This window comes from Streptomyces sp. WM6378 (genome assembly GCF_001279695.1).
Lineage (GTDB): Bacteria > Actinomycetota > Actinomycetes > Streptomycetales > Streptomycetaceae > Streptomyces.
This window is the reverse complement of record NZ_LGDD01000279.1, coordinates 71,091-84,652: the sequence shown is the minus strand read 5'-3', so window position 1 is coordinate 84,652 and position 13,562 is coordinate 71,091. Positions and strand designations below refer to the sequence as shown.

Annotated in this window: 11 protein-coding genes; 6 read left to right on the top strand and 5 right to left on the bottom strand. The window is 71.8% G+C overall.

The features are described 5' to 3' along the window. Nucleotides 1–153: 153 nt before the first annotated feature. The 5 genes from ADK54_RS21280 to ADK54_RS21260 are packed head-to-tail and all read right to left on the bottom strand — an operon-like array spanning nucleotide 154 to nucleotide 5,573. Nucleotides 154–1,464, bottom strand: a complete 1,311-nt coding sequence (locus ADK54_RS21280; protein WP_053727259.1) for a DUF58 domain-containing protein — start codon at nucleotides 1,462–1,464, stop codon at nucleotides 154–156. A gap of 9 nt (nucleotides 1,465–1,473) precedes the next feature. After that, nucleotides 1,474–2,457: an AAA family ATPase gene (locus tag ADK54_RS21275; RefSeq protein WP_053727258.1), complete on the bottom strand. Its 984-nt coding sequence runs from the start codon at nucleotides 2,455–2,457 to the stop codon at nucleotides 1,474–1,476. Next, nucleotides 2,454–3,638: a DUF4350 domain-containing protein gene (locus tag ADK54_RS21270; RefSeq protein WP_053727257.1), complete on the bottom strand. Its 1,185-nt coding sequence runs from the start codon at nucleotides 3,636–3,638 to the stop codon at nucleotides 2,454–2,456. Before ADK54_RS21270 ends, ADK54_RS21275 begins: the two co-directional genes overlap by 4 nt. Beyond that, complete coding sequence (locus ADK54_RS21265) at nucleotides 3,635–4,324, bottom strand: DUF4129 domain-containing protein (protein WP_053727256.1); 690 nt, start codon at nucleotides 4,322–4,324, stop codon at nucleotides 3,635–3,637. Before ADK54_RS21265 ends, ADK54_RS21270 begins: the two co-directional genes overlap by 4 nt. Before the next feature lie 4 nt (nucleotides 4,325–4,328). Continuing rightward, nucleotides 4,329–5,573 (bottom strand): hypothetical protein, encoded by a 1,245-nt coding sequence (locus ADK54_RS21260; protein ID WP_053727255.1) that lies wholly within the window; start codon nucleotides 5,571–5,573, stop codon nucleotides 4,329–4,331. A 155-nt stretch (nucleotides 5,574–5,728) separates the two neighbouring features. Here ADK54_RS21260 and mtnA point away from each other — a divergent pair, with 155 nt between their 5' ends. From mtnA to hpf, 6 genes are all read left to right on the top strand, one after another. Then, a complete protein-coding gene (mtnA, locus tag ADK54_RS21255; RefSeq protein ID WP_053727254.1) occupies nucleotides 5,729–6,877 on the top strand; it encodes an S-methyl-5-thioribose-1-phosphate isomerase in 1,149 nt (382 codons plus the stop codon). A gap of 4 nt (nucleotides 6,878–6,881) precedes the next feature. Beyond that, a complete protein-coding gene (gene mtrA, locus ADK54_RS21250) occupies nucleotides 6,882–7,571 on the top strand; it encodes a two-component system response regulator MtrA (RefSeq protein WP_189389435.1) in 690 nt (229 codons plus the stop codon). Nucleotide 7,572: 1 nt separating this feature from the next. Next, nucleotides 7,573–9,573: an MtrAB system histidine kinase MtrB gene (mtrB, locus tag ADK54_RS21245; RefSeq protein ID WP_053727252.1), complete on the top strand. Its 2,001-nt coding sequence runs from the start codon at nucleotides 7,573–7,575 to the stop codon at nucleotides 9,571–9,573. Then, nucleotides 9,563–11,470 (top strand): LpqB family beta-propeller domain-containing protein, encoded by a 1,908-nt coding sequence (locus ADK54_RS21240; protein ID WP_420717346.1) that lies wholly within the window; start codon nucleotides 9,563–9,565, stop codon nucleotides 11,468–11,470. The genes mtrB and ADK54_RS21240 overlap by 11 nt, the downstream gene beginning before the upstream one ends. A gap of 67 nt (nucleotides 11,471–11,537) precedes the next feature. After that, on the top strand, nucleotides 11,538–12,365 hold the full coding sequence (locus ADK54_RS21235) for a ComF family protein (protein ID WP_053727251.1): 828 nt from the start codon (nucleotides 11,538–11,540) through the stop codon (nucleotides 12,363–12,365). A gap of 314 nt (nucleotides 12,366–12,679) precedes the next feature. Continuing rightward, nucleotides 12,680–13,369: a ribosome hibernation-promoting factor, HPF/YfiA family gene (gene hpf / locus ADK54_RS21230; RefSeq protein ID WP_053727250.1), complete on the top strand. Its 690-nt coding sequence runs from the start codon at nucleotides 12,680–12,682 to the stop codon at nucleotides 13,367–13,369. The last annotated feature ends 193 nt before the right edge of the window (nucleotides 13,370–13,562 follow it).

The following is a 13,562-nucleotide window of genomic DNA, read 5'->3' as shown; positions in this document are numbered from 1 at the left end:
AGGGGGGACCCTGTGGGAGAGTAGGACGCCGCCGAACAAATTGTGGGGAAAGCCCCGCACCAGACCGTAGGAATACGGTCACGGTGCGGGGCTTTTTCGCGTTTCAGGGAGGGTTGGAAGAAGGGCTCCCTTCTTCCAACCCTCCCTTTTTTCTTACAGGCGGCCCGTCGCCTTTAGCTCGAGGTATGCATCGGCCAAGGCCGGGGCCAATTCGTCCGGGGTGGCGTCGACGACTGTGACGCCGTGGCGCATCAGCTTCTCGGCGGTGCGGCGGCGTTGCTGCTGATTCTGGCTGGCTGCGGCCGCCTCATAGACCGCCTCGACGTCGCCTCGCGCGGCTGCCATCTGCTGGATGTGGGGGTCGGCCACCGATGCCACCAGTACCGTATGCCGTTGCGTGAGTTGGGGCAGGACAGGGAGTAGACCCTCTTCGGCGGCCGCTGTGTCCAGGCTGGTCAGCAGGACGATCAGGGAGCGGCGCGGTGCGTGAGTCAGGGCCGCCGCGCTGAGGCCGCGGGCGTCGGTCTCCACGAGGGACGGTTCGAGTGGGGCCATTGCGTTGACCAGGGCGGGCAGGAGTTCGCCCGCGGCTCGGCCCAGCACCTGGGCCTGTACCCGACGGTCGTAGGCGAGGAGGTCGACTCGGTCGCCAGCTCGTGAAGCGAGGGCGGCCAGCAGCAGCCCGGCGTCCATCGCGGCATCGAGCCGGGGTACGTCGCCGACGCGGCCGGCCGATGTGCGACCCGTGTCGAGGACGACGAGTACATGGCGGTCGCGCTCCGGGCGCCAGGTGCGTACGGCGACATTTCCCTGGCGGGCGGTGGCGCGCCAGTCGATGGAACGGGTGTCGTCGCCGGGGACGTACTCGCGGAGGCTGTCGAATTCGGTGCCCTCGCCGCGGGTCAACACACTGGTACGGCCGTCGAGTTCGCGGAGCCGGGCCAGGCGGGACGGCAGGTGTTTGCGGCTCGTGAAGGGCGGCAGGACCCGGACCGTCCAGGGAACCCGGTGGCTGCCCTGGCGGGCGGCCAGGCCGAGCGGGCCATACGAGCGGATCGTGACGCGGTCCGCGTGGCGGTCGCCCCGGCGGGTCGGCCGCAGTGTTGTGGACAGGCGGCTTCGTTCGCCAGCCGAGATCGTCAACGGATGTCGAGATGCGGCCTGTTCGGTGCCGGACGGCCAACTACTGGGCGGCCAGGCGTCCCTGAGCTGGGCGCGGAGGCGGCGGCTGGAAGGATTGGTGACGGTGAGGCCGACCTCGGCCGCGTCACCCAGTCGAACTGACGTATCACCGCTTCGGGTGAACTGGAGCTTCTGCACTGGCGCGGCGCACGCGTAGTCGCACAGAATTGCGAGTGCAAGGGGAGTGTTGACCGCCAGCATGCCGGTCCAGCCCGGGGCGAAGACGCCGACGGGGATGGAGCCGAGGGCGGCGAGGAGTGCGGAGCGTCCGGTGAGGGCCATCGGGGCTCCTCAGCGGGGCACGGGGACGTGGGCGAGGACCGAGGTGAGGACGGAGTCGGCGGTGACGCCCTCCATCTCGGCTTCGGGGCGCAATTGGATGCGGTGGCGAAGTGTGGGGAGTGCCAGGGCTTTCACATCGTCCGGGATGACGTAGTCCCGGCCGGTGAGCCAGGCCCAGGCCCGGGCCGTGGAGAGCAGGGCGGTGGCGCCTCGTGGGGAGACCCCGAGGCTGAGCGAGGGGGATTCACGCGTGGCGCGACAGATATCGACGACATAGCCGGTGATCTCGGCCGAGACCGAGGTCTTGGCGACGGCGGCGCGGGCGGCTTCGAGGTCGGCGGGGCCGGCCACCGGGCGTACGCCTGCCGCCTTGAGGTCGCGGGGGTCGAAGCCGTTCGCGTGGCGGGCCAGCACGTCTATCTCGTCCTGGCGAGACGGCAGCGGGACCGTCAACTTCAGTAGGAATCGGTCCAGTTGGGCCTCGGGCAGGGGGTACGTGCCCTCGTACTCGACCGGGTTCTGCGTGGCGGCCACCAGGAACGGGTCGGGCAGGAGTCGGGGGGTGCCGTCGACCGTGACCTGACGCTCTTCCATGGCTTCGAGGAGGGACGACTGGGTCTTGGGCGGGGTGCGGTTGATCTCGTCCGCGAGCAGCAGGTTGGTGAAGACCGGACCGGGCTGGAAGGAGAACTCTGCGGTACGGGCGTCGTAGATGAGAGAACCGGTGACGTCGCTCGGCATCAGGTCGGGGGTGAACTGGACGCGCTTGGTGTCGAGTTCGAGGGAGGCCGCCAGCGCGCGCACCAGGAGGGTCTTGGCGACGCCCGGTACGCCTTCGAGCAGCACATGGCCGCGGCACAGGAGGGCGACTACGAGGCCGGTGACGGCGGAGTCCTGGCCGACCACGGCCTTGGCGATTTCGGCGCGCAGGGCTTCCAGGGAAGCGCGGGCGCTGTCCGGGTTCGCTGCGGTCTCCGGGGTGCGGTCGCTCATGAAGTGCGTACCTCTCTTTCGAGGGCGTCCAGTTCGTCCGCGAGGCGGACAAGTGCGGCGTCGTCGGCCGGTGTCGGGCCGAAGAGCAGGGAAAGGGGGTCACGGCCGGCCGAGGGGAGCCGGGCGGAGACGGCCGGGACGAGGGCCTCGGGGGAGTGTGCCGCCGAGGCGGGCATGCCGAGGAGGGGTGCCAGGCGGGTGCGGGTGGCCGAGCGGAGTGTGTCGGCCGCGCGGTCGCGGGCGTTGGCCTTGCGGTAGAGGCGGGCGCGGCCTTCGGTCGCCTCCGACGCGCGGATGGCGACCGGGAGTTGCTCGGTGACGAGGGGGCCGAGCCGGCGGGCCCGCCAGATGGCGGCGAGCACGGCGGCGAGAGCGAGTTGGAGGGTGGCCCAGCGCCATCCGGAGGGGATCAGGTCGAAGAAGGAGCTTTTGCCGCCGTCGGTGGCCGACGCGTCACCCAGCGAGGGGAGGTACCAGACCAGATGGGGGCGAGTACCAAGCAGTTGGAGGGCGAGGGAGGCGTTGCCCTCTTTGTCGAGGCGGTGGTTGAGGAGGATGTCGGGGGCTCCGAGCAGGACGGTTTCGCCCTGTCCCGGGGGCGCGGTGCGGAGCAGAGTGGGCAGGCCATCGGCCGGGTAGCAGCCGTCGTTGCTCTCGTCAGGGGCCGCGTAGCGGATGCCGCCGGCGTCGGCGCGTCCCGCTCGGGCTGCCGCGGGCTGGGCGCAGTCGGGGTCGCGCGGCTTGACGGAGACGGAGCTCTCGGCGCGTATCCCGGGGGCGAGGATGCCCAGGGAGGGCGAGCTGGGGGCGATGAGGATCGTACGGCCGCCGGAGTGGGCGGTGGCGGCCCGGAGTTGGCGTTGCTGGCCCTCGGTCAGGAGATCCGGGACCGTGATCAGCAGCGTGGTGTCGGGGCCGGTGGCGGCCGTCGCCTCGTCGAGCGTGGTGACCACGCGGGTGGAGACTCCCTGGGCCTTCAGGAGCTGGGCGACGGCTCGGCTGCCGTACTGGTCGGCGGAGCGTGGGTCGAGGCTGCCGTGCTGGGAGTTGGAGTGCAGCGCGGCGAGCGCGATGCCGGCCGTGGCCAGGATGGCGAGGGCGAGCAGCAGGCCCCGGGTACGGGTCCACAGCTGGCGGGCCGTGACCGTGGTGGAGGTCGGGGCGGCTATGGGGGCGGTCATTCGGCCCCTCCGTGGACCGCGTCGCTCAACGCGGGCTTGGTGCGTTCGAGGTCGCGGTCGAGGTCGCGCAGGCGTCCATACGCTTCTTCGTCGGCGGTGCGGCCGCCGTATGTGACGTCGTCGAACGACCGGGCGGCGGTGCGGAGTCGGTCCGCGTGGCTGGGCAGGGGGTGGCCCGCTTCAGCGGCGGCCTCGTCGGCGGTGCGGCCGGGGCGGGGGTCGAGGAGGGCGCGCTCTTCGAGCGAGCGGACGATGGCGCGCATGCGTTCCTGGACCGCTTCGTTCCAGCGGCGGGCAGCGGCGTGCGTCTCAGCCGCGGTGCGGTGTTCGGCGGCGCTGCGCGGGCGGTCGTCGAAGACCGTGCCGCCCGAGGTGACGGCTCGCTGCGGGGTGCCGAGCCGCCACCACAGTGCGACGATCAGCGCGAGGACGGCGACCGCGATCACGACCAGGCCGAGCGGGCCGCCGGGGGCGGCTCCGGATGCCGAGTCGAAGAGCGAGCCGACCCAGTCCCAGAACGCGCTGAGGGCGCGCTGGAGGAGGCTCGGGTCGTTCTGGTGGTACGCCGGGTCGGACAGTTCGCGCCGGGCCGCCTCGCGGGCGGCGTCGCGCCCGATGTCCACCGGAGGCGTGCCGGATGCGCCGTTCAGCAGTCGTGCCGTGATGAAGCCCCCCGCTCCTGACACTGCATCAGCTCCCGGGTGTCTCGTAGCCGGGAATGCCTGCGGCGCGGGCGAGTTCGAGGTCCAGAGCTTCGCGACGGATGCGCTGGTCGATGTAGAGCAGGACGCTGACACCGGCGGCGATGGGGTAGGTGATCGCCGAGGCGATCACGGCCCCGATCCCCGAGATGATCAGGTAGGTCCAGCCGAACTCAGGAGTGGTGCCGCTGAGGATGTCGTGGAAGTCGCTGCTGTCCACGGCCATCGCGATCGCGGTGAACGGGATCATGATGATCATCGAGACGATGGCCATCAGGATCGACGTCAGCAGGGTGATGCCGAGGATGCGCCACCAGGATCCGTTGACCAGCTTGGCGGAGCGGCGCAGGGACTGGACGATGCTCTGCCGTTCCAGCATCAGCGCCGGGGCGGCGAGGCTGAAGCGGATGTACAGCCACAGGGTGGCCACGGACGCGGCGAGACCGCCGAGCGCAACGAGTGCGGCGCCGCCGCCGCCCCCGAGGAGCGCGCCGGGAAGGATGCCGACGGCGAAGATCGCGCAGAACATGCCGAACAGGAGGGCCAGCAGGCCGAACAGGCTCAGCAGGCGCGGCCGGGCCTCGGTCCAGGCATCGCCGAGGCTCACCGGGCGGCCGAGCACGGACCGGCTCACGACGATGGTGAGGACGGCCGTCGTGAACAGCGTGGCGAACTGACCGATGATCAGGGGTGGTGTGAGGTCGAGGAGGCTGGACTGCAGCGCGTCGAAGGCCTGGTTGACGGCCTCGGTGCCCGTCGCGTTCGGATCGACCGAGGTCGGGGTCGGCAAGATGAACCGGACGGCGAGGATCTGCGCGATCTGGGAGATCACGGCGACGGTCAGCGTCAGGCCGAGGACCGTGCGCCAGTGGGCGCGCGCCGTGGAGACGGCGCCGTCGAGGATCTCGCCGACCCCCAGCGGGCGCAGCGGGATGACGCCCGGCTTGGCGGCGGGAGGGCGGCCGTAGTTCTGGTTCCAGTTGCCGCCCGGAGGCTGCCCCGGGACCTGGCCCCAGCCGCCGGGCGCCCGCTGCGGGCCGCCCCCGCCGGGCTGCGGCGCAGGCGGCGTCTGGCCGGCGCCCGGCGGGGACCACTGGGCGGCCGGGGGCTGGTCCTGCGACCACTTGGAGGAGGCACGGGCCCGGTCGGAGGGCTCGGGTGTCGGGGGAGTGCCCGAGTTTTCGCCGTCGGAGGGGGCCGATCCGGGCGAGGCCCAGCCCGGAGAGTCGTTCACGGTCGTCCACCTCGTGGATTGGTCGCGGGACCGGCTGCGCGTGCCGGCTCCTTCGGGTTGGCTGCCATCGTGCCACGTGGATCCTGGCCGCGGACCTGCCCCCGTATCTCGTTCGCACCTTCAATTGTCGGTGGCTCACGGGGCAGACTGGGCGGATGGCTGATCAGGACGTGCGAACCACCATGGGGCCCGGTCCTTCGGGGATTCCTTCGCTGCGCTGGGACGAGCCTCCGGAGGGCCCGGTGCTGGTCCTCCTGGACCAGACCCGCCTGCCGGCCGAGGAGGTGGAGCTCGTCTGCACGGATGTGCCGGGCCTGGTGCTCGCCATCCGGACACTGGCGGTACGAGGGGCGCCGCTGCTCGGTATCGCCGGGGCCTACGGGGTGGCGCTCGCCGCTGCGCGCGGCTACGACGTGGACGAGGCGGCGGCGCTGCTCGCGGGGGCGCGGCCCACCGCGGTCAACCTCGGGTACGGGGTGCGGCTGGCGGCCGGGGCGTACCGGGCGGCCGTCGAGAAGGGCGTGGGCCCGGCGGAGGCCGGGGCGGCGGCGCTGGCCGCGGCCAAGGAACTGCACCGGGCCGATGCCGAGGGCAGCGCGCGGATGGCCCGGCACGGGCTCGCGCTGCTCGACGAGCTGCTGCCCGGCGGCAGCCACCGCATCCTCACCCACTGCAACACCGGGCGGCTGGTCTCCGGCGGCGAGGGCACCGCCTTCGCGGTCGCGCTGGCCGCGCACCGGGCGGGCCGGCTGCGGCGGCTGTGGGTCGACGAGACGCGGCCGCTGCTGCAGGGGGCGCGGCTGACGGCGTACGAAGCGGCGGGCAGTGGGATGGCGTACAGCCTGCTGAGCGACAATGCGGCCGGCTCGCTGTTCGCGGCAGGTGAGGTGGATGCTGTCCTCATCGGCGCCGACCGCATCGCGGCCGACGGCTCGGTGGCGAACAAGGTGGGCAGCTATCCGCTCGCCGTGCTCGCCAAGTACCACCACGTGCCGTTCGTCGTGGTCGCGCCGGTCACCACGGTGGACCTGGAGAGCCCCGACGGCGCTTCGATCGAGGTCGAGCAGCGGCCCGGCCAGGAGGTGACAGAGTTCACTGCGCCGCAGGTCCCGGGGGGCGGCTGGGGGCCCGGTTCCGGATTTCCGGTGGCACCGCTCGGGACGCAGGCGTACAACCCCGCCTTCGATGTGACACCGCCGGAACTGGTCACGGCGATCGTCACGGAGGAAGGGGTGCTCTCCCCGGTGACAGGGGGCGGGCTGAGGGAGCTGTGTGCCAGGTCACGCCGGGTAACGATTAGCTAATGGGATGATGACGTTTATGAAGGGACGCGTCCTTGTCGTCGACGACGACACCGCACTGGCCGAGATGCTCGGCATTGTGTTGCGTGGAGAAGGTTTTGAGCCGTCGTTCGTAGCGGATGGCGACAAGGCACTGGCGGCATTTCGTGACGCCAAGCCCGACCTGGTGCTGCTCGATCTCATGCTGCCCGGACGGGACGGCATCGAGGTCTGCAGGCTGATCAGGGCCGAGTCGGGTGTGCCGATCGTCATGCTCACCGCGAAGAGCGACACCGTGGACGTGGTGGTCGGCCTGGAGTCCGGGGCCGATGACTACATCGTCAAGCCGTTCAAGCCGAAGGAGCTGGTCGCCCGGATCCGGGCCAGGCTGCGCAGGTCCGAGGAGCCTGCGCCCGAGCAGCTCGCCATCGGCGACCTGGTCATCGACGTGGCCGGGCACTCGGTGAAGCGGGACGGGCAGTCGATCGCACTGACCCCGCTGGAGTTCGACCTGCTGGTCGCGCTCGCCCGCAAGCCGTGGCAGGTGTTCACTCGAGAAGTACTCCTCGAACAGGTCTGGGGCTACCGCCACGCGGCGGACACCCGCCTGGTCAACGTGCATGTCCAGCGGCTGCGCTCGAAGGTCGAGAAGGACCCCGAGCGGCCGGAGATCGTGGTGACCGTCCGTGGGGTCGGTTACAAGGCAGGACCGAGCTGAGATGACCCAAGAAGCTGGGCGCAAGACGTCCTGGGGCGGCCGGCTGCTCCAGGACGGAGCGCCCGGCGGTCCGGTGCTGCGCCTCGTCGTGCGCTGGCTGCGGCGCCCGCTGCTGCCCGCCGCGCGGCTGTGGCGGCGCAACATCCAGCTGCGGGTGGTCGCGGCCACCCTGCTGATGTCGCTGGGAGTGGTCCTGCTGCTCGGCTTCGTGGTCATCGGGGCGGTGCGCAACGGCCTGCTCGAAACCAAGGAGAAGGCGGCCGAGAGCCAGTCCGCGGGCGGTTTCGCGGTCGCGAAGGACAAGGCCGGCACGCCCGTCTCGTCCGGCGACGACTCCACCACGGGCCGCGGCTCCGGCTCCTCGGTGAGCTGGCGCAACGACCTGGTGACCCAGCTCGCGAGCAGCGGCCAGGGGGCGTTCTACGTCGTCGCCCTGGGCTCGGCCTCGTCGGACTCCGACTCGGCGTCCAGCAACCGGGGGCCGCGCGCCTCCGGCTTCGTGGACCCCCGCGCGAGCGTTCCGCAGAGCCTGCGCGACAGCGTCGACGAGGGCGTCGGCGCGTTCAAGACGTACACCTCGATCAAGTTCACCGACGGCCAGGACGCCGAGCCGGGGCTCGTCGTGGGCACCCGGCTCAAAGACGTCGACGGGCAGTCCTACCAGCTCTACTACCTCTTCCCGCTGGTGCAGGAGGAGAAGTCGCTCACCCTGGTCAAGACGACGCTGGCGACCGCCGGGCTCTTCGTCGTGGTGCTGCTCGGGGCGATCGCCTGGCTCGTGGTGCGGCAGGTGGTCACGCCGGTGCGGATGGCGGCCGGAGTCGCCGAACGGCTCTCCACCGGCGTCCTCAGAGAGCGCATGAAGGTCACCGGAGAGGACGACATCGCCCGGCTCGGCGAGGCCTTCAACAAGATGGCGCAGAACCTCCAGGGCAAGATCAACCAGCTGGAGGAGCTGTCCCGGATGCAGCGGCGGTTCGTTTCCGACGTCTCGCACGAGCTGCGCACACCGCTGACGACCGTACGGATGGCAGCCGATGTCATCCATGAGGCGCGGGTCGACTTCGACCCGGTGACGGCGCGTTCGGCCGAGTTGCTCGCCGGGCAGCTGGACCGGTTCGAGTCGCTGCTCGCCGACCTCCTGGAGATCAGCCGGTTCGACGCGGGCGCGGCCGCCCTGGAAGCCGAGCCGATAGACCTGCGGGAGGTCGTGCGCCGGGTGATCGAGGGCGCCGAGCCGCTGGCCGAGCGCAAGGGCACCCGGATACGGGTGGCCGGCGACGAACAGCCCGTGGTCGCCGAGGCCGATGCACGCCGGGTCGAGCGGGTGCTGCGCAACCTGGTCGTCAACGCCGTCGAGCACGGCGAGGGCAAGGACGTCGTGGTGCGCCTCGCGGCGGCCGGCGGGGCCGTCGCGGTCGCGGTGCGCGACTACGGCGTCGGGCTCAAGCCCGGCGAGGCGACGCGGGTGTTCAACCGGTTCTGGCGGGCCGACCCGGCGCGCGCCCGTACCACCGGGGGTACCGGGCTCGGCCTGTCGATCGCCGTCGAGGACGCGCGGCTGCACGGCGGCTGGCTGCAGGCCTGGGGCGAGCCGGGCGGCGGATCCCAGTTCCGCCTGACCCTGCCGCGTACCGCCGACGAGCCGCTGCGCGGATCGCCGATACCACTGGAGCCGGAGGACTCACGGGCCGCCCGCGAGCGGGCCAAGGCCGAGGCGGGGGCCGCGCAGGCGCAGGGCAACCGGCTCTCCTCCGTCCCGACGCCGCGCCTCGACCGCTCCACGCTGCCCGTGCCGCCCACGGCCCCGGTGCGTCCGCGCACCTCGGGTCCCGCGGCCAGCCCGGCGGGGCTGCCCGGAGGAGGCGGAGGCCGGGTGGTGGCACGACTGGCCGACGCGGAGCCGGGCGCGCGGCCCACTGCGGAGCGCGAGGACGACGCGGCGGGCCCCGAGCGCCTTGCCGAAGTGACTGACCAGGAGGGATCGGCCCGTGGGCGCTGACCGGGGGAGGGCCCGCGGCAGGCTGCCGCGGGCGGTGGTCGTGCTGGGCTGTGGCTCGCTGCTGGTGTCGGGCTGTGCGTCCATGCCGAGCAGTGGCGACGTGCACTCGGTCTCGGCGTCCCAGCGGGCCGATTCGCAGGTGCAGGTGTACGCCGTGCCGCCGCGGCCCGGCGCCGAGCCGAACGAGATCGTCGCGGGCTTCCTGGAGGCCATGACCAGCGATGATCCCCAGTTCGCGATGGCCCGCCAGTATCTGACCGCGGCGGCCGCGAAGGGCTGGCAGGCGAACCAGGTCACGGTCCTCGCCGAGGGCCCCGACCCGCAGCCGAACCGCTCCGGCGACCGGGGCACGGACTCGAACGGCTTCACCTTCACGGTGTCGGGCAAGCCCGTCGCCGTCGTCGACAAGCAGCGCGCCTACCAGCCCGCCAAGCCGCAGGACACGTACAGCCAGACCATTCACCTGGTGCGGCAGAGCGGTCCGGACGGGACCGGCAGGGAGTGGCGCATCGACGCGCTGCCGGAGGGGCTGCTGCTCGGGCAGTCCGACTTCCAGCGCATCTACCGCTCCGTCAACAAGTACTACTTCGCGGCGGGCCAGGACCGCCTGGTCGCCGACCCGGTGTACGTGCGTCAGCGCACCGACCCCGAGACGCAGATGAACCTGGTCACGCAGACGGTGCAGTCGGTCCTGGACGGTCCGACCAACTGGCTGAAACCAGTGGTCACTTCGAAGTTTCCATCGGGAACGGCGCTGAAGAGCGACACCAAGTCGCTTGCCCTGGACGACCGCAACGCACTGAAGGTTCCGCTGAACGAGCGGGCCTCCAATGTCGGAGAGGCGCTGTGCAAGCGGATGGCGGCCCAACTCCTGTTCACCCTGCGGGATCTGACGACCACTCGGATCGGCCAGGTGGAGCTCGACCGGGCCAACGGCTCCCAGCTGTGTGTGCTCAGCGGCGACCAGGCCGAGACGTACGCGCCGGACCGCATGTCGACCAGCCCGGGGCAGTACTTCGTGGACGCCAGTGGCCATGTGGAGCGGATGCGGGCCGACGCGGGCAGTTCGGACAGCTCGGGCGGCAGCACGGACAGCTCGGACGGTTCGGACGCCTCGGTGGTGACCGAGCCGGTGCAGGGTCCGTTCGGCAAGGGCGAGCAGCAGGTGCGTACGGTCGCGGTCTCGCGGGACGAGAAGCGCGCGGCCGGGGTGTCGGCGGACGGCAAGTCCCTGCTCGTGGCCCCGCTCGCGGCCGGCGGCGAGCTGGTGCACACGCCGGTGACCAGCGACGACAAGGACGCCAAGAACGGCGGCCTCTCGGCGCCGAGTTGGGACGGGCGCGGCGACCTGTGGGTGGCCGACCGCAATCCGGCCAAGTCGCGGCTGCTGCGCCTGGCGCAGGGCACGGGCGAGCCCGAGACGGTCGACGTGGCCGGTCTCAACGGTGCGCAGATCCAGCAGGTGCGCATGTCTGCGGACGGCGTGCGGGTGGCGCTGCTCGTGTCCGAGGGCGGGCACACGACGCTGCGGATCGGCCGGGTCGAGCGGACCGGCGACGGCGACAAGAGCGTGGTCTCGGTGGTCGAACTGCGGCCCGGGGCGCCGCAGATGGAGGACGTGACCGCCGTCTCCTGGGCCGGACGCAGCCGTCTGGTCGTGGTCGGCAAGGAGATCGGCGGGGTCTCCCAGCAGCTGCGCTACGTGCAGACGGACGGGTCGACGTCGGCGGCCGGCACCCTGCCGAGCGTCAACAAGCTCACGGACATCGCGGCCACCGACGACGACCGGATGCCGCTGGTGGCGCACTCGCAGGAGGACGGCATCGTCCGGCTGCCGCCCGGGGCGAACTGGCGGACGGCCGTCAAGAAGGGCTCGGCGCCCGCGTATCCCGGGTAGCCGCCGGGCTGTGGACGGGTTGTCCACAGGGGTGGCCGGGCCCCGCTCCCGTTGGCACAGTGGAGCCATGCGGGGGTGGTGGCGGGAGTTCTCCGGCCTTGTGCTGCCGACCGCCTGCGGCGGCTGCGGCAGGCCGCGTACGGCGCTGTGCGAGGAGTGCCGGGCGGCGCTGCTCGGGGTGCCCGCGCGCCGGGTCCGTCCGGCGCCGGAACCCGCCGGGCTGCCCGTGGTGTACGCCGCCGCGCCCTACGAGGACGCGGTGCGCGCGGTGCTGCTCGGGCACAAGGAGCGGGGCGCGCTCGGTATGGCCGGGGTGCTCGGGCAGGCGCTGGCGGGCGCGGCGCGGGCGGTCGCGGGGCCGCCTGGCCGGGGGCCGTTGCTGCTGGTCCCGCTGCCGTCGTCGCGGCGTGCGGTGCGGGCCCGCGGGCACGACGCGACCCGGCGCATCGCGCTGGCCGCGGCCGGGGAGCTGCGCCGGACCGGAACGGACGCGCGGGTGGCCGCGGTCCTGCGCCAGCGTCGGGTGGTGGCCGACCAGGCGGGCCTGAGCGCCCCGCAGCGGCTCGCGAATCTGTCCGGGGCCCTGGTGGTGGCAGGCGGTGGCGCGCGGCTGCTGGAGGGCGGCCGGGTGGTCCTGGTGGACGATCTGATGACCACGGGCGCGACGCTGGTGGAGGCGGCGCGTGCGGTGCGGGCGACGGGGGTGGGCGATCCCGGCAGCGACCCTTCCGGCGGAGATGGATGCCCCGGGCAGGGAATTCCAGGATTTCCCCGTGCGGGGGCTTCGCATCAGCGGCCGGGAGCCGGGGCGGCGGTACGGAACGCCGGTGTTGCGCACCCGGTGGCCGCGGTTGTCGCGGTCACTCCGGAATCGTTCGCAATAAACCGGAACTGACCGCGAACTTGCATCGTTGCAGGTAGTGAGAGGGCAGAAGCACTTGAGTGGAGGTACGTGCGAGTAGCGGGTGCCGACATCCGGCCGGGCGAGCTATGTTCGGTTGTGAGGAATGGCGAAAGACCGTTCACTTAATGCACGGCTGAGCTTCGGCGCGTTTTCACTTACCCCCGACTTGGTGGGGTGGGGATCTTCTCGACGGGGGAGGAGGAGGTGATACGTCACCGAGTCCGACGCCCCGGCACTCACCGGGGTCTGGTGCAAAAGGGAGCAGCTCCGCACTGAGGCGGAGTGATCCGGGAACGGAGTTCTGCGTGGACATCGTCGTCAAGGGCCGCAAGACCGAGGTGCCCGAGCGGTTCCGCAAGCACGTGGCCGAGAAGCTGAAGCTGGAGAAGATCCAGAAGCTCGACGGCAAGGTAATCAGCCTCGACGTCGAGGTGTCCAAGGAACACAACCCGCGGCAGGCGGACCGTTCGGACCGGGTGGAGATCACCCTCCACTCGCGCGGCCCGGTGATCCGTGCGGAAGCGGCGGCAGCAGACCCGTACGCGGCGCTCGACCTGGCCACCGGCAAGCTGGAGGCGCGGCTGCGCAAGCAGCACGACAAGCGCTACACGCGCCGGGGCAACGGCCGGCTCTCGGCGGCCGAGGTCGTCTCTGTCGTACCGGGTGTGGCGGAGTTGAACGGAAACGGCAAGCCTGTGGACGCTTCGGAGGAAGACCGCATTCCCACCACCAGGATCGGCTCGCTCGAAGTACAGGGCGAAGGACCGCTGGTGGTCCGCGAGAAGAACCATGTCGCAGCCCCGATGACGCTCGACCAGGCGCTCTACGAGATGGAGCTGGTCGGGCACGACTTCTACCTGTTCGTCGACTCGGAGACGAAGCAGCCCAGTGTCGTCTACCGGCGGCACGCCTACGACTACGGCGTCATCCACCTGGAGACCGACCCGCTCGCCGGTGAGGACGCGAGCGGCGCGGGCGGTGCGCTGGGCGGCTGACCCCGGCCGGGAAGGACCGCGGAGAACCCGCTGGCCGGCGCGTTGAACGTCCGCGGACGGCGCGCCGTACCAACGGGTGACGGTGCCCCTGGAGCCCTTGTGCGCCCCCAGGGGCACCACCGTGCGACCACTGGATCACCCTTCTGTCGGCCGGGCATGAAATCATGGCGTCGCACGCCAACCGCAGCTCCCT